Annotated in this window: 19 protein-coding genes and 3 pseudogenes; 18 read left to right on the top strand and 4 right to left on the bottom strand. The window is 68.5% G+C overall.

Annotation, left to right across the window (positions count from 1 at the left end):
* Nucleotides 1-26: 26 nt before the first annotated feature.
* From ACKN61_RS19210 to ACKN61_RS19185, 6 genes and pseudogenes are all read left to right on the top strand, one after another.
* Nucleotides 27-527, top strand: a pseudogene (locus tag ACKN61_RS19210) (Hpt domain-containing protein); the annotation flags it as partial.
* Nucleotides 528-665: 138 nt separating this feature from the next.
* A pseudogene (locus tag ACKN61_RS19205) lies at nt 666-2,363 on the top strand (Hpt domain-containing protein); the annotation flags it as partial.
* A gap of 1,701 nt (nt 2,364-4,064) precedes the next feature.
* Nucleotides 4,065-6,905, top strand: a pseudogene (locus ACKN61_RS19200) (response regulator); the annotation flags it as partial.
* Entirely contained in the window at nt 6,898-8,640 is a 1,743-nt protein-coding gene (locus ACKN61_RS19195; protein WP_408950816.1) for a chemotaxis protein CheB, read from the top strand. The pseudogene ACKN61_RS19200 and the gene ACKN61_RS19195, both read left to right, overlap by 8 nt.
* Nucleotides 8,641-8,773: 133 nt before the next feature.
* Nucleotides 8,774-9,283: a chemotaxis protein CheW gene (locus tag ACKN61_RS19190; RefSeq protein WP_408950815.1), complete on the top strand. Its 510-nt coding sequence runs from the start codon at nt 8,774-8,776 to the stop codon at nt 9,281-9,283.
* Nucleotides 9,284-9,408: 125 nt separating this feature from the next.
* Nucleotides 9,409-10,419, top strand: a complete 1,011-nt coding sequence (locus tag ACKN61_RS19185) for an acyltransferase family protein (protein ID WP_408953867.1) — start codon at nt 9,409-9,411, stop codon at nt 10,417-10,419.
* 241 nt (nt 10,420-10,660) lie between these two features.
* Here the strand turns inward: ACKN61_RS19185 and ACKN61_RS19180 are convergent, their stop codons facing one another.
* Complete coding sequence (locus tag ACKN61_RS19180; RefSeq protein WP_408950814.1) at nt 10,661-11,398, bottom strand: 16S rRNA (uracil(1498)-N(3))-methyltransferase; 738 nt, start codon at nt 11,396-11,398, stop codon at nt 10,661-10,663.
* Nucleotides 11,389-12,789 carry an adenosylmethionine--8-amino-7-oxononanoate transaminase gene (bioA, locus tag ACKN61_RS19175; protein ID WP_408953866.1) on the bottom strand — a complete coding sequence of 467 codons (1,401 nt, stop codon included), beginning with the start codon at nt 12,787-12,789 and terminating at the stop codon, nt 11,389-11,391. Before bioA ends, ACKN61_RS19180 begins: the two co-directional genes overlap by 10 nt.
* 77 nt (nt 12,790-12,866) lie before the next feature.
* Here bioA and nudE point away from each other — a divergent pair, with 77 nt between their 5' ends.
* The 6 genes from nudE (at nt 12,867) to ACKN61_RS19145 (ending at nt 16,866) form a co-directional block, all read left to right on the top strand.
* The gene (nudE, locus tag ACKN61_RS19170; protein WP_408950813.1) at nt 12,867-13,436 is read left to right on the top strand and encodes an ADP compounds hydrolase NudE; all 570 of its coding nucleotides are present in this window, start codon (nt 12,867-12,869) and stop codon (nt 13,434-13,436) included.
* 23 nt (nt 13,437-13,459) lie between these two features.
* Nucleotides 13,460-14,272 carry a 3'(2'),5'-bisphosphate nucleotidase CysQ gene (gene cysQ, locus ACKN61_RS19165; protein ID WP_408953865.1) on the top strand — a complete coding sequence of 271 codons (813 nt, stop codon included), beginning with the start codon at nt 13,460-13,462 and terminating at the stop codon, nt 14,270-14,272.
* Complete coding sequence (gene mazG / locus ACKN61_RS19160) at nt 14,265-15,104, top strand: nucleoside triphosphate pyrophosphohydrolase (RefSeq protein ID WP_082638868.1); 840 nt, start codon at nt 14,265-14,267, stop codon at nt 15,102-15,104. Before cysQ ends, mazG begins: the two co-directional genes overlap by 8 nt.
* A gap of 92 nt (nt 15,105-15,196) precedes the next feature.
* Complete coding sequence (locus ACKN61_RS19155; RefSeq protein ID WP_408950812.1) at nt 15,197-15,847, top strand: hypothetical protein; 651 nt, start codon at nt 15,197-15,199, stop codon at nt 15,845-15,847.
* A gap of 31 nt (nt 15,848-15,878) precedes the next feature.
* Nucleotides 15,879-16,184, top strand: coding sequence for a DUF962 domain-containing protein (locus ACKN61_RS19150; RefSeq protein ID WP_057972717.1), 306 nt, complete (start codon nt 15,879-15,881; stop codon nt 16,182-16,184).
* 91 nt (nt 16,185-16,275) lie between these two features.
* Complete coding sequence (locus tag ACKN61_RS19145) at nt 16,276-16,866, top strand: hypothetical protein (RefSeq protein ID WP_408950811.1); 591 nt, start codon at nt 16,276-16,278, stop codon at nt 16,864-16,866.
* 47 nt (nt 16,867-16,913) lie between these two features.
* Here ACKN61_RS19145 and ACKN61_RS19140 read toward each other — a convergent pair whose 3' ends face one another.
* Entirely contained in the window at nt 16,914-17,255 is a 342-nt protein-coding gene (locus tag ACKN61_RS19140; protein WP_031373576.1) for a DMT family protein, read from the bottom strand.
* Nucleotides 17,256-17,361: 106 nt separating this feature from the next.
* Between ACKN61_RS19140 and ACKN61_RS19135 the strand changes: the two genes are divergently transcribed.
* The 6 genes from ACKN61_RS19135 to ACKN61_RS19110 all read left to right on the top strand — a co-directional run bounded on the left by ACKN61_RS19135 (nt 17,362) and on the right by ACKN61_RS19110 (nt 24,422).
* A complete protein-coding gene (locus ACKN61_RS19135) occupies nt 17,362-18,072 on the top strand; it encodes a response regulator transcription factor (RefSeq protein WP_031373577.1) in 711 nt (236 codons plus the stop codon).
* A 12-nt stretch (nt 18,073-18,084) separates the two neighbouring features.
* Entirely contained in the window at nt 18,085-19,413 is a 1,329-nt protein-coding gene (locus ACKN61_RS19130; RefSeq protein WP_051885307.1) for a HAMP domain-containing sensor histidine kinase, read from the top strand.
* A gap of 198 nt (nt 19,414-19,611) precedes the next feature.
* Nucleotides 19,612-21,189 carry an efflux RND transporter periplasmic adaptor subunit gene (locus ACKN61_RS19125; protein WP_408950810.1) on the top strand — a complete coding sequence of 526 codons (1,578 nt, stop codon included), beginning with the start codon at nt 19,612-19,614 and terminating at the stop codon, nt 21,187-21,189.
* Nucleotides 21,186-21,896 (top strand): ABC transporter ATP-binding protein, encoded by a 711-nt coding sequence (locus ACKN61_RS19120; RefSeq protein ID WP_408950809.1) that lies wholly within the window; start codon nt 21,186-21,188, stop codon nt 21,894-21,896. The genes ACKN61_RS19125 and ACKN61_RS19120 overlap by 4 nt, the downstream gene beginning before the upstream one ends.
* The gene (locus ACKN61_RS19115; protein ID WP_408950808.1) at nt 21,893-23,131 is read left to right on the top strand and encodes an ABC transporter permease; all 1,239 of its coding nucleotides are present in this window, start codon (nt 21,893-21,895) and stop codon (nt 23,129-23,131) included. The genes ACKN61_RS19120 and ACKN61_RS19115 overlap by 4 nt, the downstream gene beginning before the upstream one ends.
* A gap of 85 nt (nt 23,132-23,216) precedes the next feature.
* Nucleotides 23,217-24,422, top strand: a complete 1,206-nt coding sequence (locus tag ACKN61_RS19110) for a hypothetical protein (protein WP_408950807.1) — start codon at nt 23,217-23,219, stop codon at nt 24,420-24,422.
* A 195-nt stretch (nt 24,423-24,617) separates the two neighbouring features.
* On the opposite strand, the gene ACKN61_RS19105 is transcribed toward ACKN61_RS19110, so the two are convergent.
* Nucleotides 24,618-24,842, bottom strand: a 225-nt coding sequence (locus ACKN61_RS19105) for a hypothetical protein (protein ID WP_408950806.1), incomplete at its 5' end; no start/stop codon positions are given.

Here is a 24,842-nt window from a genome sequence, read left to right as displayed (position 1 = left end):
GGTCCCGCCGACGGGCGGGTCACGTCATGACCGCGTTGCGCGAAGCGATCGACACCACCACGCTGGGCTGGATCAAGCCCGAGCTGGACGAAACCCTGCGCCAGGCGCGCCAGGAGATCGAGGCATTCGCCGAAGATCCCGCCGACGCCTCGCGCATGCGGGTGTGCGCGAACCATCTGCACCAGGTGCACGGCACCCTGCGCATGGTCGAGCTGTATGCGCCGGCCATGGTCGCCGAGGAGATGGAGCGTCTGGCCATCGCCCTGCAGCAGGGCCAGGTCGCCGACCGCGACGAGGCCTGCGCGGCGCTGATGCGCGGCGTGGTGCTGCTGCCCGACTACCTGGAGCGTTTGCAGGGCGGGCATCGCGACATTCCGATCGTGCTGCTGCCGTTGCTCAACGAACTGCGCGCCACGCGCGGCGAGTCCGGGCTCAACGAAAGCGTCCTGTTCGCACCGAATCTCGACCGACCGCTGCCGGCGCACCTGCCGCCGCCGCTGCCGGTCGGCAGCGCCGCCGGCCGCAATGCCAGCGCGCCGCATCTCGCCTCGCTGCGCGACGCTCTGGCCGGTTGGCCGGAAGACGGCGCGCCGGCGAATCCGGCCCAGCTCGCCTCCGCTATCGACGGCCTGCTCGCCGACGTCGTGCTGGAACCGGTACGGCGCATGCTGTGGGTGGCCTCGTCGGTCGCCCATGCCCTGCGCGACGGCGCCCTGCCGGCCACCCGCGCGCTGCGCCAGGCCTTCGGCGGCGTCGACCGCGAAGCGCGGCAGATGCTGTCCGACGACGGCTTCAGCGCGCCGCGCGGCGAACCCGCGGCCGAGCCGACCCGCCAGTTGCTGTACCACGTCGCCCATAGCGACGGCCGCCATCCGGCGCTCGACGACCTGCGCCAGACCTTCGAACTCGCCGCGCACCTGCCCAGCGAGTCCGAACTCGAACACGCCCGCGGCAGCCTCAGCGGCCGCAACCGCGCCCTGCTCGACACCGTCGCGGCGGCGATCAAAGAAGACTTGTTGCGGGTCAAGGACGCCCTCGACCTGCACCTGCGCACCAACCAGACCGACCCGGGCGAGCTGCGTCCGCAAGTCGACGCCCTGGCCCGGGTCAGCGACACGCTGGGCATGATGGGGCTGGGCATGGCCCGCACCGTGGTGCTGCAGCAGCGCGAAGCCATGCACGAAATCGTCGAAGGCCGCCGCGCCGCCGACGAAGGCACCTTGCTCGACGTGGCCGGCGCCTTGCTCTATGTCGACGCTTCGCTGGACGACCAGGTTTCGCGCCTGGGCCTGCCCGAAGACAAGGCCGAAGAGAACCTGCTCGCCGGTGAGGCGCGCAAGGTGCTCGACGTGGTCGCACGCGAAGCCATCGCCAATTTCGGCGACGCGCGCCAGTCTTTCGTTGCCTTCGTCGAGACCAAGTGGGATCACGACGAGCTGACCGAAGTGCCGCGCGTGCTCGACGAAGTCGCCGGCGCCCTGCGCATGATCGAGCTGCCGCTGGCGGCCGACTACCTGACCGGCGTCAAGCGCTACACCGAAGTCGAACTGATCGGCCGCCGCCGCGTGCCCAGCGGCCAGCAGCTCGACACGTTGGCCGATGCGCTGGCGAGCCTGGAGTACTACCTCGAGGCGCTGCGCGAGCAGCGCCCGAACCGCGACGATATTCTCGACATCGCCCGCCAGAGCCTGGAAACCCTGCGCTACTGGCCGTTGCCGGACGTGATCCGGGTCGAGCCGGCGGCCGAAGCCATCCCGGTCGCCGCGACCCCAGCCGTCGAAGCCGCCCCGGTCGATACGACCCAAGCGCAGGCGCCGGTCGTCGAGACCTCGACGCCGGAATCCGCTGCTGCCGACAGCCTCGACCTCCAGCGCAGCGAACTGACCGTCGACGCGCAAGCGGTCGGCGACGCCGTCGCGGCCGAGCCGGTCGAGCCGACGCTCGCCGCGGCATCCGACGCCGCGCCCGGAACCACCGCGACCGAATCCATCACGAGCGAAACCACCGCGACCGAAACCGTGGCGTCCGTCGCCGCGGGCGGCGCGCTGATCGACGCCTCCTTGCTCAACGCCGTGCCCGACGCACCGCCGTCGATGCTCGGACAGTCGGTGGCGACCGGCGGTTTCGAACAAGTCGACGACATCGACGACGAAGTGCGGGAAATCTTCCTCGAGGAATTCGAGGAGGAAATCGCCAACCTCGACAACCTGCTGCCGGCCTGGCGCGAAGCGCCGGACGATCTGGCCCGCGTGCAGCCGGTACGGCGCGTGTTCCACACCCTCAAGGGCAGCGGCCGCCTGGTCGGCGCGCGTACCCTGGGCGAGTTCAGCTGGAACATCGAAAACCTGCTCAACCGCGTGCGCGAACACGGCCGCGCGGCGAGCCCGGAAGTGATCGACCTGGTCGAACATGCCCATCGCGCGCTGCCGGGTTTCTACGCGGCTCTGCGCAACCAGGGCCCGCTGACCGTCGACGTCGCCGGCATCGAGGCGCACGCCGATCTGCTCGCGACCGGCGAAGAAGCCTTCTATCAGCCCCCACAAGCCGCGGTCGAAGCCGAAACCGAAACCGCGGCTCCGGTCGCGATCGACGGGCCCTACGTGCCGGCTTCGGTCGACCCGGTCCTGCTCGAAATCCTCGACGGCGAAGTGGCCGGCCACCTGGTCACCATCGAAGCCTGGCTGGCGGCCTCGCACCCGCAACCGCAGCTCGCCAGCGACGGTCTGCAGCGTTCGATCCACACCTTGAACGGCGCCTTCGCGATGACCGAAGTGCCGGTCATCACCGACGTGACCGCGCCGACCGAAGCCTACGTCAAGCGTCTGCTCGCCAGCGCCGCGCCGGCCAGCGCCGAAGGCGTGGCCGCGCTGACCGCGGTGGCCGATGCGATCCGCACTACGGTCGAAGCGCTGAAGTCGCCGATGCCGCACGTGCCGATGTTCGTCGGCCTGCCCGAACGCATCGCCGCGCTGCGCGACAGCCTGCCCGACGCGCGTTCGCCGATGATCACCGAGGAGCTCTACCACGACGACGTCCTGCCGGAAGGCCAGGATCTGTCCGAGCTCACCGTCAACGATCTCAGCGCGTTCGGCGATTACGATCCCTCGCGCGAATTCGCCCAGATCGCCGGTAACGAGGATGCCTCGGCCAAGCCGGTCTCCCGGACCGATTTCGACGGCGACGAGCTGAGCCTCGGTCTCGACCTGCTGCCGGTCGGTTTCGCCGACAGCACCATCGAGGCCGCGCGTCTCGAAGTCGAGCGTGCCGAAGCGGCCCGTCTTGAAGCCGAGCGTTTGGCTGCCGAGCAAGCCGAAGCCGCACGTCTCGAAGCCGAACGTATCGCTGCGGAGCAAGCCGAAGCAGAGCGCCTCGACGCCGAGCGCCTTGCCGCCGAGCAAGCCGAAGCCGCACGTCTCGAAGCCGAACGTATCGCTGCGGAGCAAGCCGAAGCAGAGCGCCTCGACGCCGAGCGTCTTGCCGCCGAGCAGGCCGAAGCCGCCCGTCTCGAAGCCGAACGTATCGCCGCGGAACAAGCCGAAGCAGAGCGCCTCGAAGCCGAGCGCCTTGCCGCCGAGCAGGCCGAAGCCGCCCGTCTCGAAGCCGAACGTATCGCCGCGGAACAGGCCGAAGCAGAGCGCCTCGAAGCCGAGCGTCTTGCTGCCGAGCAGGCCGAGGCTGAGCGTCTCGAAGCCGAACGCCTGGCCGCCGAGCAGGCCGAAGCCGAGCGCATCGCTGCGGAAAAAGCCGAAGCCGAACGCCTGGCCGAGGAAGAACGTCTCGAATACGAACGTCTCGAAGCCGAATACGCCGCCGAAGCTCAGCGCGCCGAGCAGGCGCGTCTGGAAGCCGAGCAGGCCGAAGCGGCTCGCCTCGAAGCCGAGCGCATCGCGGCCGAGCAGACCGAAGCCGAGCGCCTGGAAGCCGAGCGCATCGCCGCCGAACAGGCTGAAGCCGAACGCCTTGCCGCCGAGCAGGCCGAAGCCGAACGTCTCGAAGCCGAACGCCTTGCCGCCGAGCAGGCCGAGGCCGAACGCCTCGAAGCCGAGCGCCTTGCTGCCGAGCAGGCCGAAGCCGAACGCCTCGAAGCCGAGCGCCTTGCCGCCGAGCAGGCTGAAGCCGAACGTCTCGAAGCCGAGCGCCTTGCCGCCGAGCAGGCCGAAGCCGAACGCCTCGAAGCCGAACGCATTGCCGCCGAGCAAGCCGAAGCCGAGCGTCTCGAATACGAACGCCTGGAAGCCGAGTACGCCGAAGCCGAACGCCTCGCACGCGAGCAGGCCGAAGCCGAAGCTCAGGCCGATGCCGAACAGCCGGCGACCGATCTGGCCCAGGTCCGTCTCGACGACCGCGGCGCCGACAGCGAAGCCGCGGCAAACGACAACGACGAAGCGCCCAGCGCCGAGGTCGAGCGTCCGGCCGCAGCGCTGGCCGCAGGCGCAAGCACGGCCGTGCAGACCGGCATCGCCGCCGGCGTGCCGGCCGCGCTGGCCGCGATCTTCGCGCATGCCTCCAACGCCAATCCCGATCCGGAAGAAGCGCTCGATGTGAGCGAACTCGATCCCGAACTCGTCGACATCTTCGTCGAAGAGGGCGGCGACCTGCTCGACCATTCCGACGGTCTGCTCGCGCAGTTGCGCGAGACGCCGAGCGAGCGCGAGCCCTTGGTCGGGCTGCAGCGCGATCTGCACACGCTCAAGGGCGGTGCGCGCATGGCCGGCATCATGGCCGTGGGCGAACTCGGCCACGTCATGGAATCGCTGCTCGAAGCGGTCGTCGACCATCGCACCGAACTCGGTCGCGACGGTCTGGTCCTGCTCGAACGCGGTTTCGACCGTCTGCACGCCATGGTCACCCGCGTCGGCACCGGTCGCGCGATCGCGATGCCGGAAGCGCTGATCTCGGTGTTCGAAGCGCGCTGGCGCGGCGAGGCGATGCCGAGCTTCGCCGGCCTGGAGCCGGCCGAAGCCGCGCAGCCGCAAGCGCAGGCGCAGCCGGTCGTGGCCGATCACGACGGCCTCAAGCCGCTGTCCGCGCCGATCGTCGACGCGCCGTTGGGCGACGAAGACGAGATCGGTGTGCGGGCGCCGCAGGAACAGGTGCGTATCCGCGCCGACCTGCTCGACCGCCTGGTCAACTACGCCGGCGAAGTCGCGATCTATCGCGCGCGCCTGGAGCAGCAGTTGGGTGCGTTCCGCGGCGCCATCGCGGAAATGGCGCAGACCAACCTGCGTATGCGCGATCAGTTGCGCCGTCTGGAAATCGAGACCGAAGCGCAGATCATCGCGCGCTACCAGCGCGAGGGCGATTCGGGCGACCAGTCGTTCGATCCGCTGGAACTCGACCGCTTCTCGACCCTGCAACAGCTCTCTCGCGCGCTGACCGAATCCGCGGCCGACCAGAACAGCCTGCAGAACACCCTCGACGACCTGACCCGTCAGTACGAAACGCTGCTGCTGCAGCAGTCGCGAGTCAGCTCGGAGTTGCAGGAAGGCCTCATGCGCACGCGCATGGTGCCGTTCGACACCTTGCTGCCGCGTCTGCGCCGCGTGGTCCGCCAGGCCTCGAGCGAACTGGGCAAGCAGGTCACGCTCAAGCTCGAAGGCACCCAGGGCGAACTCGACCGCAACGTGCTCGAACGCATGACCGCGCCGCTGGAGCACATGCTCCGCAACGCCGTCGCGCATGGCCTGGAACGTCCCGAACAGCGTCGCGCCGCCGGTAAGCCGGACGAAGGCACGGTGCGCATCGCGGTGCGCCGCGAAGGTTCGGAAGTCGTGCTGGAAGTGGCCGACGACGGCGCCGGTCTCGACCGTGCGGCGATCCGTCGCCGCGGCGAAGAACGCGGCCTGGTGCGTGCCGACGCGGTCATCGCCGAAGCCGACCTGGACTCGCTGATCCTCGAGCCGGGCTTCTCCACCGCCGACGAAGTCAGCCGCCTCGCCGGCCGCGGCGTCGGCATGGACGTGGTCGCTAGCGAAGTGCGTCAGCTCGGCGGCACCTTGGACATCCACTCGCGTCCCGGCCACGGCGTCCACTTCACCTTGCGCCTGCCGCAGACGCTCGCGGTCACCCAGGCGGTGTTCGTGCGCATCGGCGACATCACCTTCGCCGTGCCGATCGCTTCGGTGCGCGGCGTCGGCCGCCTGTCGCGCGAACTGCTCGACGCGGGCGAGGCGAGCTACCGTTACGGCGGCGAAGACTATCTCGTCCACGACCTCGGCACCCTGATCGGCCACGCGCCGGCCAAGGCCGAAGGCCAGTTGCAGATGCCGTTGCTGCTGATCCGCTCCGGCGATCTGCGCGCCGCCATCACCATCGACCAGGTCATCGGCAACCGCGAAATCGTGGTCAAGCCGGTCGGCCCGCAGGTGGCGTCGGTGCCGGGCATCTTCGGCGCGACCATCATGGGCGACGGCCGCGTGGTGGTGATCCTCGACGTCGCGCCGCTGGTGCGCCGCCGCACCGCGCAGTTGCTCGACTTCGCCCAGGTGGTGGAGCCGCCGCCGGCGCCGGCGGAGACCCGCCGCGTGCCGCTGGTGATGGTGGTCGACGACTCGGTGACGATGCGCAAGGTCACCGGCCGCGTGCTCGAACGCCACAACTTCGAGGTCATCACCGCGAAGGACGGCATCGATGCGCTCGAACGCATGGCCGAGCGCGTGCCCGACCTGATGCTGCTCGACATCGAAATGCCGCGCATGGACGGCTACGAGCTGGCCACCCAGATGAAGGCCGACGCGCGCATGCGCGAAGTGCCGATCGTGATGATCACCTCGCGTACCGGCGAGAAACATCGCCAGCGCGCGTTCGAGATCGGTGTCGAGCGCTATCTCGGCAAGCCTTATCAGGAGCTTGAATTGATCCGCAACGTGTTCGAACTGCTTGGAATCGCGCGTCATCATGGCTGAAGCAGAACGTCGCGTAGCGTTGTTGGCGCGGGCCGGCGTGGCCTGCGACCGTTTGCGTAGCGCGCTCGGCGATGCCGGCGCGAACCTAGTGTTGGTGGGCGATCCGACCGCGCTGGAACCGGCTGCGCTCGACGCCGCCGATCCGGACGTGGTCGTGGTCGTGCTCGACCCGGCCACCGAGGACGCGCTGGACCGTTTCGAGAACCTGCTGGTCGATCCCTCGATCGAGGTGATCTTCGAGGAAGCCGAACTGACGGTGTCGCGCGAGGGCTGGGACGAGGCGCGTTGGGCGCGCCATCTCAGCGCCAAGCTGCACCGCCACGACGACGTGTTGCCGCCCGGCCGCGAGCCCGAGCCGGAACCCGATCCGATGCTGATCTCGACCGGGTTCGAGCGTCCGTTCGCGGCAGGATCGCCGTTGGCGCAGGAGCCGGTCGGGTTCGATCCGGCCTCGGCCGAAGCCTCGCTGGACCCGTTGTCGTTCGTCGCCGCCGAACAGATCGGCGAGCTGGCGCGGGTCGCACCGTCGCCGCCGCCGGCCGTAGACCGTATCGAATTCATCACCGCCGAAGCGATGGCCGAGGACGGAGCCGAACAGCTCGAAGCCGAAGAAATCATCGCCACCGAAGCGGTCGCCGCCGACGATTTCGACATCGGCCACCTGACCTTGGAAGCGGTCGACAGCCGCGACGAGGTCCCGGGCAACGCCGCGCCGTATTCGCAGACGCTCGGCGAGTGGGGCGAGCCGGCCGCGGCCCATGCCGACGTGCCCGCGCTCGACGAAACCGGGCTGGGCGATCTGGAAGTGTGGCGCGCGCCGCCGCAGGACCAGGTCCGCGAGCTGATCGACTTCGACAGCGCCTTCTCGATCCAGGACGACAAGTCAGGGCCCGAATCCGCATCGACGGTCGCGCCGCTCGATTTCGACGACGGCCGCAACGAACGCGCCGCGGCCGAAGCGCGCAACTTCGAGAGCGACTTCGAATTCGACTTGAACGAAGACCTGCAAGCGGCGCCGAAAGCGCCGTTGCCGCCGGCGCCTGCCGTGCCGGATTGGTCGTTCAGCGACGAGGCCAGCCTGGTCAGCGCGGCGACCGGTCAAAGCGGTGCGCATGGCAACGCAGGCGTGGGCAAGCACGATCTCGACGAAATCGAGCGCCGTATTTCCGGCCTGGAACTGGTCGACGACAGCGTGCCGACCTCGACCCGCAATGGCGCCGTGCTCGTGCTCGCCGGTATCGGCGGACCCGATGCGGTGCGCCAGTTGCTCGGCGCGCTGCCGGAGAATTTCGGTCGGCCGGTGCTGGTGCAACAGCGTCTCGACGGTGGCCGCTACGACAAACTGGTCGCGCAGATGCAGCGCGCCACCTCGGTGCTGGTCAAGCTCGCCGAACCCGGCACGCGCACCATCGACGGGGTGATCTACATCCTGCCGGCGGGGCTCGGCATCGATGTCAGCGACAGCGGCATCCAGTTCGTCGAAGGCGCCGAAGTGATCGACGCCTTGCCTGCCTCCGACAGCGCGGTGTTGTTGTTCAGCGGCGCCGACCCGGCCCAGGTCGATACGGCGATGAAGCTGTCCGCGCACGGCGCGATGGTCGCCGGTCAGTCGCCCGACGGTTGCTACGACGCGGCCGCGGCCAGCGCGGCGATCGCGCGCGGCGCCGGCAGCGGACAGCCGGCCGATCTGGCCGCCAAGCTGGCCTCGCGTTGGTCCGTACAAAGCGCGATCTAAGGCCTCAGGCCAAGCGCCCGAACGCCGTCGCCGCCTGGCGACGGCACCGAATCCCGGATTCCGGCATCAAGGAATCCACCGCAACAGTTCCACCCGTTGAAGGCCGCGCAATCCGCGGCGAGGACGCGAAGCGATGTCGAACGAGAACCAGATCAGCGACGCAGCCCCTGAAGCCACCTCGCAGGCCGACATCCGCGGCGTGTTGATCCAGGTCGGCGGCGCACGCCTGCTGCTGCCCAACGCGACCATCGCCGAGGTGCTGTCCTACGCGCCGCCGGCGCCGATCGAGGACGCTCCGCGCTGGTTGCTCGGCCAGATCCGTTGGCGCGGTTGGCATCTACCGTTGGTCGCTTTCGGCGAACTGTCCGGGCTCGCCCGCGAACAGGGCGGCCTGGGCAGCAAGGTCGTGGTGCTGAAGGCGCTCAGCGCCGCCTCGCGCCTGCCGTATTTCGCTTTGTTGACCCAGGGCTTCCCGCGCCTGGTCACGGTGTCGCGCGAGAGCTTGTCGGTCGCCGGACGCGAAGGCGACGTGCTGCCGCATGCCGTGCAGGCGCGCGTGCTGCTCAACGACGATCCGGCCCTGCTGCCCGATCTGGAAGCGCTGGAAGCGATGATCGGCGAAGCGCTCGCGCAAGCGGCGTGAGTCCGGCGCCGCAGGAACGCGGCGCGCCGCCGCCGTCTGGCCTGCCGTCCCGCCCGCCATCGGCCGCGGCGGCGCCGAAACGCTATGCCTCGGTCGACGCCCTGCGCGGGCTCACCGTCGCGGCGATGCTGCTGGTCAACAATCCGGGCGATTGGGGCCATGTCTACGCGCCCTTGCTGCATTCGCACTGGCACGGGTTCACCCCGACCGACCTCGTATTCCCGATGTTCCTGTTCATCGTCGGCGTGTCGATCGCGCTGGCGCTGATGCCTCGCCGCGATCACGGCGTGGCGGCCGCGATCTTGCTGCGTCCGGCGCTGTGGCGCGCGTTGCGCATCGTCGGTCTCGGCCTGCTGCTGCATGTCTGCGCGATGTGGGCGATCGGCCACGATCATTTGCGTGTGCCCGGCGTGTTGCAGCGCATCGGCCTGTGCTTCGCCGCGGCGGCGCTGATCGCGCTGTACCTGCCGGCGCGGGCGCAGTGGCTCGCCTGGGGCGCGTTGCTGTTCGGCTATGCGGCTTTGCTCGCAGCCGGCGGCAGTTATGCGCCCTTCGAGAACATCGCCAGTCGTTTCGACAGCGCGCTGTTCGGCGTCCACGTTTTCCAGATCGACCCGGCCAGCGGCCGCGGCCACGACCCCGAAGGCCTGGTGTCGACGCTCGGCGCGCTGGCGACCGCCTTGCTCGGCCTGCGCGCCGGCGACTGGCTGCGTCGCGGCCATCTGCGCGCGTTGTGGATCGCCGGCGCGGTCTGCCTGCTCGCTGGCTGGGTAGGGGCGTATTGGCAGCCGCTCAACAAGAACCTGTGGACCCCCGCCTACGTGCTGTGGAGCGGCGGTCTGTCGTGTTGGGTGCTGGCCGTGTTCCACGACCTGATCGACCGTCGCGGCTGGCCCGCGCTCGGACGCGCTTTCGGCGTCAACGCCATCGCCGCTTACGGCGGCTCGGCCTTGCTGTTGTATCTGCTGATGGGTATGGGCTGGCTGCAACCGATCTACCGCCGCGGTTTCGCCGACTGGATGACGCCGCTATTCGGGCCTTATCTGCCTTCGTTGGCGTTCGCGCTGGTCTTCGTCGCACTGTGGTGGGGCGTGGTGCGCTGGCTGGACGCGCGGCGGATCTATTTCAAGATCTGAGCGTTGTTGCCCCGGGGCGGATGGGGCGACAGCAACAGCAACAGCAAATCCCCCGCACCTGCTGCGCAGGCGCCGCCCCCTCTCCAAAGGGGGCAACAGCACCGGCTCTTCTGGAAGAGGCAAGAGGCCGGCTCTTCCGGAAGGGGCAACAGCAGCGGTCGAAGCGTGCAGTTCCCCCCCCTTTGAAAAGGGGGGCAGGGGGGATTTTGCTTTTGCCTTTAAAGCGACAACGAGACGTCGCTCAAGCCAGATCGCCGAACTTCGCCTGCAAGGCCGCGATCGCCGCCAGGCCGGCGGTTTCGGTGCGCAAGATGCGCGGGCCGAGGCGCAGGCCCTGGAAGCCGGCATCGCGCAGTTGCTGCCGGTCGAGCGGCGACCAGCCGCCTTCCGGGCCGATCGCGAGCAGTACCGGTGCCTCGATCTCGACCGACAAGGTGGCGAAGGCGAGTTCGCCTTCCGGGTCGAGAATCAGGCGCAGGCCGCCGGGCTGCAGCGCCGCCAGCGTCGCCGCCAAGGAACGCGGCGCCGAGACCTCGGGCACGCGCGCCCGCCCGCTCTGTTCGCAGGCCGACGCGACCACGCTGCGCCAATGCGCATGACGTTTCTCCGCGCGCGCTTCGTCGAGCTTGACCTCGCTGCGCTGCGACCACAACGGATGCACGGCGTGCGCGCCGAGCTCGGTGGCCTTCTGCAGGATCAGGTCCATCTTCTCGCCGCGGGCGATGCCTTGCAGCAGCACCAGGGGCAGCGGCGATTCGCGTTCGACCTCCTGCGCCGATTCGACCGCCACCCGCACCTCGCGCTTGCCGAGCGCGACGATGCGGCCGTGGTAGTCGCGGCCGTCGCCGTTGAACAGCACGCAGGCGTCGCCGACTTCGTGGCGCAGCACGCGCGCCAGGTGCGTGGCGGGGCCTTCGGGCAGCGCGATCTCGCGACCGGCGGCGAGATCGGCATCGACATGGACTCGGGTCAGGCGCATGCGTCGGCCTCCCGCACGGCATGATCGATCGCCGCGCGCGTGGTCTCGGCGAGCAAGCCCAGGGCGTCCTCGTCGATCGAATAGGGCGGCATCCAGTACAGCACGTCGCCGAGGGGGCGCAGCAGCACGCCGCGGTCGAGTGCGGCGCGGTAGGCGTGCAGGCCGATGCGTGCGGCCGGGTCGAACGGCGTGCGCTTGTCGCCGTTACGGGTCAGCTCGAAGGCGACGATCATGCCGGCCTGACGCACGTCGGCGACGTGCGGATGATCGGCGAAATCGGCGGCGAGCCGGGCCATGCGCGCGCTGCTGGCGCGGTTGCGGGCCAGGATGTCGTCGTCGCGGAAAATGTCCAGGCTGGCCAGCGCCGCCGCGCAGGCGAGCGGGTTGCCGGTGTAACTGTGCGAATGCAGGAAGGCGCGCTCGCGTGAGTCATCGAGGAAGCCGTCGTAGATCGATTGCGTGGTCAGCACCGCGGCCAGGGGCAGGGCGCCGCCGGTCAGGCCCTTCGACAGGCACAGCAGATCGGGCATGACCCCGGCCTGCTCGCTCGCGAACAAGGTGCCGGTGCGGCCGAAGCCGACCGCGATCTCGTCGGCGATCAGGAACACGCCGTGCTCGTCGCACAGTTCGCGCGCCAGCTTGATATACAGCGGGTCGTGCATGCGCATGCCGCCGGCGCATTGCACGCGCGGCTCCAGGATCAGCGCGCAGACTTCGTCGGCATGGCGTTCGAGCAGATGACGCAAAGCCGTCGCCGCCTGTTCGGCGCGCTCGGCCGGGGTTTGGCCGGGTTCGCACAGGTAGGCGTCGGGCGATGGCGCGAACAGCGACTCGGCCAGCAGCGGTGCGTAGATGCGCCGGTACAGCGGAATGTCGCCGACCGCGAGGGCGCCGAGGGTTTCGCCGTGGTAGCCGTTCTCCAGGGCGATGAACTTGGTCCGGCCTTCGATGCCGCGGTTGCGGAACCAGTGGAAGGCCATCTTCAGGGCCACCTCGACCCCGGCCGAGCCGTTGTCGGCGTAGAACACCTTGCTCAGCGGCGCACGCCCGTCCTGGCGCGGCGCCAGCGCCAGCAAGCGTTCGGCGAGTTCGACCGCCGGCGCGTGCGAGCAGCCGGCCAGGATCACGTGTTCGAGGGTGCGCGCCTGGGTCGCGATGGCCTCGGCGATGCGCGGTTCGGCATGCCCGAACAGGTTGGTCCACCAACTCGAGATCGCATCCAGATAGCGACGCCCGTCGCGGCCGATCAGCCACGGCCCTTGCCCGCTCGCGATCGGCAGCAAGGGCAGCGTATGGGGGTGTTCGCGCATCTGGGTGCAGGGGTGCCACAGCACCGCCAGGTCGCGTTCGCGCCAGGAGTCCGCCGCGTCGGCGCCCGGCTCTGTTAGCATCGTCGTGTCGTGAGTGATCTCTCGCATCCCCCTATTATCGTGCCTTTCCGCTCCCTGCTCACGCCCGGAGCCGCGCCATGACCCGGCGGCTGCCGACCATTCATCACGTCACCGAGCACGAGGCCGGTCCGTACCGGCTGGAACGGCTCGATCTCGAGTTCTCCAACGGCGAACGCCGCCAGTACGAGCGCCTGCACGGGCGCGGCCACGGCGCGGTCGTGGTGGTGCCGATGATCGACGACGACACCGTGCTGCTGGTGCGCGAATACGCCGCCGGCGTGCACCGCTACGAGCTCGGCCTGGTCAAGGGCCGCATCGACGCCGGCGAAAGCCCGATCGAGGCCGCCGACCGCGAGCTCAAGGAAGAAGCCGGCTATGGCGCGCGCTCGTTGAAGGTGCTGCGCTCGTTGACCCTGGCGCCCACCTACATGAGCCACCAGGCGCATCTGGTGCTGGCGCGCGATCTCTACCCCGAGCGCCTGCCCGGCGACGAACCCGAAGAGCTCGAAGTGGTGCCATGGAAACTCGATGACCTGCATGAGTTGATCCTGCGCGAGGATTTCTCCGAAGGCCGCAGCATCGCCGCGCTGTTCATCGCCCGCGAATGGCTGCGCAACGGCGAGCCGCACCCGGAGCCGCAAGCGTGAGCGCAGCCCCTGTGAAACCAGCCCTGCTCAGCCCGGAACAGATCGAAGGCGCGATCGCGATCGCCCGCGCCGCCGCGGCCGCGATCCTGACCGTCTACGATGGCGAGTTCGCGGTCGAACGCAAGGCCGACGCTTCGCCGGTCACCGCCGCCGACATGGCCGCGCACCACCTCATCGTCGACGGGCTCGCCCGCCTGACCCCGGACATCCCGGTGCTGTCGGAGGAATCCGCGCACGAGGTCAGTTTCGAGCAGCGCCGCGAATGGTCGCGCCTGTGGCTGGTCGACCCGCTCGACGGCACCCGCGAATTCGTCAAGCGCAACGGCGAGTTCTCGGTGAATCTGGCCCTGATCGACCACGGCGTGCCGGTGTTCGGCCTGATCCAGGCACCGGTCGGTGGAGCGCTGTGGCATGCCCAGCGCGGCGGCCGCGCCTACCGCCGCGACGGCGACGACGAGCGCGAAGTGCAGGTGCGCGCACCGGCGGCGCAGCCGCTGCGAATCGCGGCGAGCCGCTCCTTCCACAGCGACCGCGCCGAACGGGCGATGGCGCGCCTGCAGCGCGAAGCGCCCGGCGGCATCGACATGCTCAGCCTGGGTTCGTCGTTGAAATTCTGCCGGATCGCTGAAGGCGGTCTCGACCTGTACCCGCGTTTCGGCCCGACCAGCGAATGGGACACCGCCGCCGGCCAGTGCGTGCTCGAAGCCGCGGGCGGCGCGGTGTTCGACCCGCAGGGCCGGCCGTTCCGTTACAACCAGCGCGCCGGCATTCTCAACGGCGATTTCGTCGCCGTGGGCGACCTGGCTCTGCCGTGGAAGGAGTGGCTCGATGGCTGAAGTGCTGAACCTGCCGCCGGGCATCGCCGGGCTGTTGACGATCATGGCGCGCCTGCGCGATCGCGACAGCGGCTGCCCCTGGGACATCGAACAGGATTTCGCTTCGATCGCGCCGTATACGATCGAAGAAGCCTACGAAGTCGCCGACGCCATCGATCGCAAGGACCTTGTCTCGTTGAAGGACGAACTCGGCGATCTGCTGCTGCAGGTCGTGTTCCATGCGCGCATGGCCGAGGAGCAGGGCGCGTTCGCTTTCGACGACGTGGTCGCGGCGATCAGCGACAAGATGGTGCGCCGTCATCCGCACGTGTTCGGCGACGCCAGCGTCGAGGACGTCGAGGCCCAGACCGTGGCCTGGGAAGAACAGAAGCGCCGCGAGCGCGAGGCGGCGGGCGAGGTCGACACCTCGGCGCTGGCCGGTATCGCCCGCGGCCTGCCCGAGTGGCAGCGTGCGGTGAAACTGCAAAAGCGCGCGGCCGCGGTCGGTTTCGACTGGCCCGACGTGAGCCCGGTGATCGCCAAGCTGCACGAGGAAATCGAGGAAGTCCGCGCCGAGTTCGCCGCGGTCGCCGCCGCGCCCGACGATGCGGCCGCGCACGACCGCCTCGAGGACGAGATCGGCGACGTGCTGTTCGTCTGCGCGAATCTGGCCCGCCACGGCAAGGTCGACGTCGGTGCCGCGTTGCGTCGCGCCAACCTCAAGTTCGAGCGCCGTTTCCGCGCGATGGAAACCCTGGCCGCGCAAGACGGCCTGGCCTTGGCGGAGTTGCCGCTGGAAGGTCAGGACGCGTACTGGGACAAGAGCAAGCGCGCCGAACGCGGCGAATCCTGAGCGCGGCGTTCGCGCCCAGCGGCGCGCCCGATCTTGCGGCGCTGCGAGCGGCACGGCAGGATGCGTGCAGGATCGATAAGCGAGGGAACGCCATGAATCATCGCATGCGCCGGTGGTCGCTGGCCTGTCTGTTAGCCGCATGTTTCTCGGTCGAAGCAACGGAGCAGGAAAACCTGATCGTGTTCGTCGGCAATAAACTGTCGGTCGAACGGTTCAAGCCCGTGCTCGACGAGAACACAATCCTGATAGACGCCGCCTTCAAGGCGAGGTACCGGGTCGAGCAGCTTGTCTATGGCGAGTATCAGGGCGATACGATCGAGTTCGAGGCCTACGACCATTATGGTGAGCCGGCGTTCGCGCAATTCTCCAGCGTCTTGCTGTTCGTATCGCGCGACGGCAACCAGCTTTACCATCAGAAATACCAGTATTACCCGGTGTTCAGGGCCCCGTCCGGCGCCTGGTTCGGTTGCGGACCGGTGGGCGAGCGCGATAGCGAGGATCGTCGCGGCATCGCCGAAGCCAGGCCGATGCCATGGGGCAGCGATGCCTACCATCCGCTGAAGCCTGAGTGGTCCAGCAAGGACCGGCGCAAGCTGTTTGCGAGCGAGCATTTCCGCATCGACGGCGACAAGGCGTATTGTCTGACCGGCAGCCCGGTGGACGAGTTGTTCGAGGTCAAGAAGCGCACGGTGCTGAAGGCGCGGGGCATGTTCGGCGGCGACGCGGCGAAGGCCGGCGATTGAGCGACGCGGGCGATCAGGCGAGGACAGGGACATGGCGAACCGTTTTGCGAGTTTCCGCGAGTTCTATCCGTTCTATCTGAGCGAACACAGCAACCGCACCAGCCGGCGTCTGCACTTCATCGGCAGTTGCGGCGTGCTGGTGCTGCTCGCGCTGGCCTTGACCCAAGGCCGGCCCTGGCTGCTGTTGGCGGCGCTGTTGTGCGGCTACGGTTTCGCCTGGGTCGGGCATTTCTTCTTCGAGAAGAATCGTCCGGCCACCTTCAAGCATCCGCTGTATTCCTTCGTCGGCGATTGGGTGATGTTCAAGGACATCCTGACCGGCAAGATCAAGTTCTGAGCGACCCGCCCGAACGCGCCCCAAGAAACAACCCCACAATAGACGCGAAGTGGGCGAGTCGCGCCGGCTCCCATCCATCAAGGAAGATGTCGTGAATCTCAAGATCGCTGTGTGTGGCCTCGTGTTGACTTGCCTGTGGCCGGGCCTGGTGTCGGCAGCGACCGCCGCGCAGCCCGATGTGCCGATGCGCGTGTCGCCATGGCTCAGCGAAAGCATGGACAGCAAGACCTGTCCCATCGTCCACGTTTATCTGGCCGGGGCCGGATCGGCCGAGGGCGGTTCCGCACTGGCGACGCTGTGGCGCAACCGCGACGATCAAAACTCGGCGCTGGCGGCCTGGCCCGCGCTGCATCTGTCCATCGGCGGCCAGCCCTATGCCTTGCGCCGCGAGGGCGCGCATTCGGATATCGAAGCACTGGGCCTGCAGCGGCAGCGCGGTCAGACCCTGCGTTGGTCCGATGCGGGCGAGAAGCTTTCGGCGGAGCTGCGCCTGGGCGCGCCGACCCTGTCGGTCGAGGAGGACGGGCGCTGGACCCGGTTGCCGGCGGCGCAGGCGGTGCAGGCGCGCGCGGGGATGGACGACGCCAGCACCCTTACCCGCTGGAAGGGCCATCTGACGGTGACTGTCCGTGGTCAGCGCTGGCAGCGCGAGGTCGAGGTCGAGTCCTTGTGCGGGCCTTGATCGGGTCGTTGCGCCGCGCTCGATTCGCGAAGATCAATCCGGGAAGCTCAATCCAGGAAAATCAGCCAGGCTGCGACCACGATCAGGCCGAACCCGGCCCAGTGGTTCCACTTCAGCGGCTCGCCGAGGTACCAGGCCGAGAAGCCGGCGAACACCAGCAGGGTGATGACCTCTTGCATGCCCTTGAGCTGCGGCGCCGAGTACACCGCGCTGCCGAGGCGGTTGGCCGGCACCTGCAGGCAGTACTCGAACAGGGCGATGCCCCAGCTGACCGCGATCGCGATCATCAACGGCGACGACTTGTATTTGAGATGGCCGTACCAGGCGAACGTCATGAAGATGTTCGAACCGAGCAAAAGCAGGATCGGGTAGAGGCGTTCGGCGAGCATCGGGGCGTTTCGTGACGGAGTGGGCGGTCAGCGTAACGAGGGTCTTCACGGGCCGTCCACCTTGGCGAGGGCAACCTTCACAAAACTGAAGGAATGGAGAGGCTGCATGCAGGGTACGAGAGACGGGGGGCTGGTCCTGATCGTCGAAGACAACCGCAATATCTCCGAAATGGTCGGCGAGTACCTCGAAAGCCGCGGCTTCGAGGTCGATTATGCGGCCGATGGTCTCGACGGTTACCGCCTTGCCACCGAGAACAGTTACGACGTGATCGTCCTGGACCTGATGCTGCCGCGCATGGACGGCATCGAGGTCTGCAAGAAGCTGCGCGAAGAGGCCCGCAAGTCCACGCCGGTGCTGATGTTGACCGCACGCGACACGCTCGACGAGAAGCTCACCGGTTTGAGCGCCGGCGCCGACGACTACCTGACCAAGCCTTTCGCGATCCAGGAACTGGAAGCGCGCCTGCGCGCCCTGATCCGGCGCGAGCGCCGCCAGGTCGGCGGCGAGGTGCTCAAGGTCGCCGATCTGGTGCTCGACCCGGCCAGCCTGCGGGTCACCCGCGGCGGCAGCGAGTTGCAGCTCTCGCCGATCGGCTTGCGCCTGTTGACCATCCTGATGCGCGAATCGCCGCGCGTGGTCAGCCGCCAAGAGATCGAGCGCGAGATCTGGGGCAACGGCTTGCCGGATTCCGATACCTTGCGCAGCCATCTGTACAACCTGCGCAAGACCATCGACAAGCCGTTCGACAAGCAGCTTTTGCATACCGTGCAGAGCGCCGGCTACCGGGTGGCAGACATCTCCCAGCCGCCGGACTGACCGGCCGCGATCATGCCGCAGGGGCTACCGCGCAAGATCAAGCTCGCGTTCATTCTGCAAGCCTTGATCGGCAGCATCGCGATCACGCTGGGCATCCTCCTGGCGGGACTCGCGGTGCGCCACGTAGTGCTGGAACAGCGCATGCAGCGCGAGGCCGACGACTACTGGGCCGGGCGCATCCGCGACCCCAACTATCCGTTGCCGCGCACCTCGACCACGCGCGGCCATTTCGTCCCCACCGGCGCCAGCGACTCGCTGCTGCCGATGGTGATCCGCGGAGTCGACTCGGGCCTGCACAACCTGCCCGGCGGCGGCCGGGTGGTGCTGGTGGACCGGCGCGAGCCCGGCACCTTCTACATGATCTACGCCACCGAGCTGATCGACGAGGCGATCCTCTACACCGGCTTGTTCTCGCTGCTGCTGTCGTTGCTGACGACCTATCTGATTTCCTGGCATACCTACCGCACCTCGAAGCGATTGGTCTCGCCGGTGAGCTGGCTGGCTAACGTGGTCTCGCAATGGGACCCGCGCGATCCCGACACCAGCCTGATCGAGCCGATCAAATTTCCCTACGACCCCGGCAGCGAAGTACGCCGCTTGTCGAGCTCGCTCAGCGGCCTGGCCGAACGAGTCAGCGACTTCGTCGAGCGCGAGCGCGATTTCACCCGCGACGCCAGCCATGAACTGCGCACGCCGTTGACGGTGATCCGGGTCGCCACCGACCTGATGCTGGCCGACCCCGACACGCCCCTGCGCGCGCAACGCTCGCTGCTGCGCGTGCAACGCGCCGGGCGCGACATGGAGGCGGTGATCGACGCCTTCCTGATCCTGGCGCGCGAGTCCGACGTCGAGCCGCAGTCCGAAGATTTCCTGGTCCGCGACATCGTCGACAACGAGATGGAGCGCATCCTGCCGCTGCTCAACGGCAAACCGGTCGAGTTGCATCTTTACGACGAGGGCGGGCCGCGCCTGACCGCGCCGCCGCACGCGCTCGGGGTCATGGTCGGCAACCTGCTCAGCAATGCGGTGCGCTTCACCGACCAGGGCCGCATCGACGTGCGCCTGAGCCGCGACAGCATCGAGATCCGCGACACCGGCATCGGCATGTCGGTGGAAACCCTGACCAAGGCCTTCACCCCGTTCTACCGCGCCGACTTCTCGGTCGGCGACGGCAAGGGCATGGGTCTGTCGATCGTGCGCCGGCTCGGCGAACGCTTCGGCTGGCCGGTCACCCTGACCAGCGCGCCCGAGCAGGGCACCACCGCGGTGATCCGCTTCCGCCCCGGCAGCGCCACCCTGAGCACCCACATGCCGCCGCTGCCGCGCCGACCCGGCGCCTGAAGCCCGGCCGCGGGCTGCGACGCTTTCGCGCCCTGGCGAATCCCTGTGCAGAATCGCCTGTCGCCAAGCGCTCGCTTGGCCTGCACCGGCCGTGGCGGATACTGAACCGTTCGCGCCCGATGCGGTCAATACAGCGAGCGCTGTCAACCGCATTCAGCCACGCGCGTTCGCGCTTTCATAGCCCACGATCCGAGTCCCATGAGCGCAGCCAAGCCGACCTCACCCGCGACGAAAAACAACGGGCGCCGCAAATCGCCGTGGCCCAAGCGCATCGTCGTCGCGGCGGTGGCGCTGGCCGTGGCCGGCGGCGCCTGGACCTACTACCGTCAGCGCAATGCCGAGGACGCCGCGGGCGCCTACCGCACCGCCAAGGTCGAACGCGGCGACATCCGTGTCGCGATCTCGGCCACCGGCGCACTCTCGGCGATCTCGACCGTCGACGTCGGCAGCCAGATCTCCGGCCAGGTCACCGAGGTGCTGGCCGACTACAACGACCGGGTGACCAAGGGCCAGGTAATCGCGCGCATCGATCCGGCCACCTACGAGGCGCAGATCGCCCAGGGCTCGGCCCAGGTCGCCAACGCCCGCGCCAGCCTCGCCACCGCGCAGGCGACCCTGCGCAACGCCGCGCTCGACTACCAGCGCAAGTCGGAACTGGCCAAGAACCAGCTCGTCGCGCGCAGCGACGCCGACCTGGCCCGCGCCGCGCGCGACCAGGCCCGCGCCCAGTTGGCCGGCGCCGAAGCCCAGATCAACCAGCAGATCGCCTCGACCCAGACCTCGCGCCTCAATCTGCAGCGCACGGTGATCCGCGCGCCGGTCGACGGCGTGGTGCTGACGCGCAGCATCGAGCCCGGCCAGACCGTGGCCGCGAGCCTGCAATCGCCGGTGTTGTTCCAGATCGCCGAAGACCTGTCGAAGATGGAAATCGTGTTGGCCATCGACGAGGCCGACATCGGCCAGGTCAAGCCGGGCCAGAGCGTCAATTTCACCGTCGACTCGTTTCCCGATCGTCAGTTCCGCGGCGCCGTGCAGCAGGTGCGGCTGTCGGCGACCAACACCAGCAACGTCATCACCTATCCGGTCGTGGTTTCGGTCGACAACGGCGACGGCGTGCTGCTGCCGGGCATGACCGCCAACGCCGAGATCGAGGTCAGCCGCCGCGACGACGTGCTGCGGGTCAGCAATGCCGCGCTGCGCTACAAGCCGGCCGACGAAGCGGCCGGTGCCGGCGCCGCGAACGGTCCGGCCGGCGGCGCGCGCGGCGGCCTCAGCGGCGATCTGCCCCGGGTGGCCCAGGCGCTTAAGCTCGATACGAACCAGCAGGCGGCGTTCGACGCCGCACTGGAGCAGATGAAGCAACGCATGGCCGCGCGCACCGCGGCGCCGACTGCAGCCGCGCCGGGCGGCGGTGGCGGCGCGCCGATCATCATCGGCGGCGGGCGCGGCCCGGGCGGCGGTGGCGGCAACAACAACCGCGGCAATCGCAACGGCGGCGCGGTCTCCGGCGCGGCGCGCCAGCGCATGCAGGAACGCTTCAACCAGCAGTTCGGCCCGTTCCGCGCCACGCTCAGCGATGCCCAGCGCAAGCAGTGGGATGCCGAGATCGCCAACCTGGTCACCGCGCGCCGCGTGCCGCTGTACAAGCTGGTCAAGGGCGAGCCGGAACAGATCGTGGTCCGCGTCGGTGCCAGCGACGGCAGTTGGACCGAGGTATCGGGCAACATCCAGGAAGGCGACGAGATCGTGGTCGGCAGCGGACGCGGCACGAAATGAGCGGCGACACCGCTGACGCCACCGCGGTCATCGAGACCCGCGCGCTCGGCAAGGTCTATTCGCCCGGCACCGAGGCCGAAGTGATCGCCCTGCAAGGCGTCGAGATGACGATCGCGCGCGGCGAGTTCGTCGCGATCATGGGGCCGTCGGGTTCGGGCAAGTCGACCCTGATGAACCTGATCGGCTGCCTCGACACGCCGACCAGCGGCGTGTATCTGTGCGACGGCATCGACGTGGCCAGCCTCGACGCCGAAGAGCGCGCCATCCTGCGCCGCGACAAGATCGGCTTCGTGTTCCAGGGCTTCAACCTGTTGCCGCGCATGAGCGCGCTGGAGAACGTGGCGATGCCGATGGGCTATGCCAACGTGCCGCGCGACGAGCGCATGCTCCGCGCACAGGAGGCGCTCGACGCGGTCGGCCTGAGCGGCCGCGCCGGCCATCGGCCGAGCGAATTGTCCGGCGGCCAGCAGCAACGCGTGGCGATCGCGCGCGCGCTGATCAACCGTCCGCCGATCCTGCTCGCCGACGAACCCACCGGCGCGCTCGACACCCGCACCGGCGAGGAGATCCTCGCTCTGTTCAAGCGTCTGCAGGCCGAAGACCACACCGTCGTACTGATCACCCACGACCCGGACGTGGCCGCGCACGCCGATCGCACCTTCGTCATGCGCGACGGCGAACTGCACGTGCAGGAGGCCGGCGCATGAGTTTCATGGAAGTCCTGCGCACCGCCATCTTCGCCCTGCGCGGCAATTGGTTGCGCAGCGCGCTGACCTCGCTCGGCGTGATCATCGGCATCGCCGCAGTGATCGTGATGGTCTCGGTCGGCCAGGGCACGCAGTCGGAAATCGACAAACTGGTTTCGGGACTGGGTTCGAACCGCCTGGACATCAGCTCGGGCGGCGGCGGACGCGGCACCGGCGGCGTGCGCCTGAGCGCATCGAGTTTCTTCACCCTGAACGAGGCCGATGGCGAGGCGATCCGCAACGAAGTCTCGGAAGTGCAGTACGTGGCCGCCTCGTTGCGCGGTGGCACCCAGGCGGTCTACGCCGAGAACAACTGGTCGACGCAGTGGCAGGGCGTGCAGGCGGATTTCTTCGACATCAACGGCTGGACCATCGCCTCCGGCGCCAGCTTCGAGGCGCGCGACTACGGCAGCGGCGCCAAGTCGGTGATCCTCGGCGAAACCGTGCGGCGCGAACTGTTCGGCGACGAGGACGCGATCGGCCAGACCGTGCGTCTCGGGCGCGTGCCGTTCACCGTGGTCGGCACGCTCAACCCGAAAGGGCAGGGCGGTTTCGGCCAGGACCAGGACGACGTGGTGCTGGTGCCGTTGGAAACCGGGCGCCGGCGATTGCTGGGCGCGATGGGGCTGCCGACCGGTGCGGTCATGCAGATCGCGGTCGGCGTCGGCCGCGCCGAGGACGTGGCCTATGCGCAAGAGGAAATCGAAGGGCTGCTGCGCCAGCGTCACAAGATCCAGCCTGGCGGCGACGACGACTTCAGCGTGCGCAACATCGCCGAGGTGGTCGCCACCCGCACCCAGACCACGCGTTTGATGTCCCTGCTGCTCGGTGCGGTGGCGACGATTTCGTTGATCGTCGGCGGCATCGGCATCATGAACATCATGCTGGTGTCGGTGACCGAGCGCATCCGCGAGATCGGCCTGCGCATGGCGGTCGGCGCCGGCCCCAGCGACATCCAGCGCCAGTTCCTGGCCGAGGCGATGCTGATCTCGTTGATCGGCGGTGCGCTGGGCATCGCCATCGGCGTGGTCGGCACGATCCTGGTCGGCAAGTTCGGCGCCCTGCCGATCGCCTTGAACGGGCAGATCATCGCCCTGGCGGCGGGCTTCTCGATCGCGACCGGCCTGTTCTTCGGCTATTACCCGGCGCGCAAGGCCTCGCAGCTCGACCCCATCGAGGCCTTGCGCCAGCAGTAGCGCGACCGACCGCGACCAACGGCACGGGCGCGCGCCGCGGTGCCGTGACAGCGTGGCCGGGTCGTCGAATCGGAGCGGAGCGCACATGAGCAAGTGGTGGTTGGCGGTGCTGTTGCTGTTTCCGTCGCAGGCATTCGGCGCGCAGGCGGCGCAAGCCGGCGCGACGCCGGCGACGGTGATCGTCCTGGGCGTCGACCACGCGGCGCAATTGGTGTCCGAGCGCGACCAGCCGGCACTGCTGGACGCGTTCCTCGATCGCGCCAAACCCGATGCGATCTGCATCGAGCGTGCGCCGGAAGCATTCGCGCGCGGCGATTTCTATGAGTTCACTTATGAAGTCCAGGACGTGGCGGTGCCGTTCGCGCGCCGGCATGGGATCGAGTTGTGCCCGATCGACTGGGAGCCGCCGGCGGAGGACCAGCGGCTTGGCTTCGGCCTGAGCCTGGATGCCCCGCCGGAGCTGCGCCCGGCCAAGGGTTTCATGGGCTTTCTCGCCTTCGGCCAGGAAGCGTCGACGCGCGACTTCTTCCATGCCGACGACCCGGCCAAGCTGCATAAGGTGACGAACTGGGCGGCGACGCCGTCCGCCCGCGCCAAGAACGACCTGCCGCGCCGGCTCTATCTCTACCGCACTTATCTGCAGGCGCAGCGCATCGCCGCCGCGGCGCGTGCGCATCCGGGCGGCACCGTGGTGGTGGTCGTGGGCGAGTTCCACAAGCACGATATCGAAGCGATCGTCAAGGACGAACCCGGCGTGCGCCTGGTGCAACCGTCGTCGCTGGGGCGGCCCGATGCGAAAGCGATCGCGGCGCACGACCGCACCGAGTACCGCACCGCGATCGCGAGTTTCAACCTGCTCGGCCAGCAATCGGCAGCCGGTCCGGTGGATTACGGCTACGTCGGACGCGCGGTGGCGGCGCTGGAAGCCGACGGCGCGACGCCGCAGGCGCGGCTGTTCCGGGTTCGCCTGGATATGCTGCAAGGGCGGATCGAGCGCGGCGACGCCATCGCGCGCTACCGCGCCATCGCCGCCGACGCCGGCGATGCGCGTTTCGCCTGGACCGGAGTCAAGGATGCCGCGCGCGTGGATTCCTGGTTCGACCCGTTCGGCAACCTCGATGTACGCCGCCGCGCCCTGCTGGAGGCGGCGCGCGAATCCTGGGTGGCCGGCGATGCGGCCGCTGCGAACGAATTGTTGGAGGCCTGCAGCGAGGGACTGAGCCCGCGGCAACGCGAGCAGTTGCGTGGCTATTGGCAGCGCGATGTGGCGATGGCGAAATCTTCGCGATAGAAGCAGCGCAGTTCCCGACGGTGAGTTATTGGCAGGCCCCCTTTGTAGGAGCGGCGTGAGCCGCGACTCGTAGCTCAAGTTGGCGTCGCATCTTTCATGACGGCTGCAGTCCCAGGCTGTGCCGTTGATGTTGATGTTGATGTTGATGTTGATGTTGATGTCGGCGCTGTTGCTGTTGCAGTGCGTCGCCCAGCACTAGCGAAGGCAATCGAAGACCCGGAGGGCGGCCCGCATGGATGCGGGCCGTTTTTCATCGGGACAGGGATGTCCCGTATGAAAAATCCCCGCGTTGGCACCGAACGTGCGGGCCTGTGATTCAAAGAAAAGCATTTTTCTTTGGTTACCTTTCTTTTGTTGCTTATGACAAAAGAAAGTAACCCGCCGCTTTAGTGGCGGAAGCTTTTGGCGTTTGATCTTGCT

Origin of the sequence: Lysobacter sp. Hz25, assembly GCF_046097045.1 — a bacterium.
Lineage (GTDB): Bacteria > Pseudomonadota > Gammaproteobacteria > Xanthomonadales > Xanthomonadaceae > Lysobacter > Lysobacter antibioticus_B.
The sequence above is the reverse complement of the archived record's forward strand: the minus strand, read 5'-3'. Positions and strand labels throughout refer to the sequence as shown.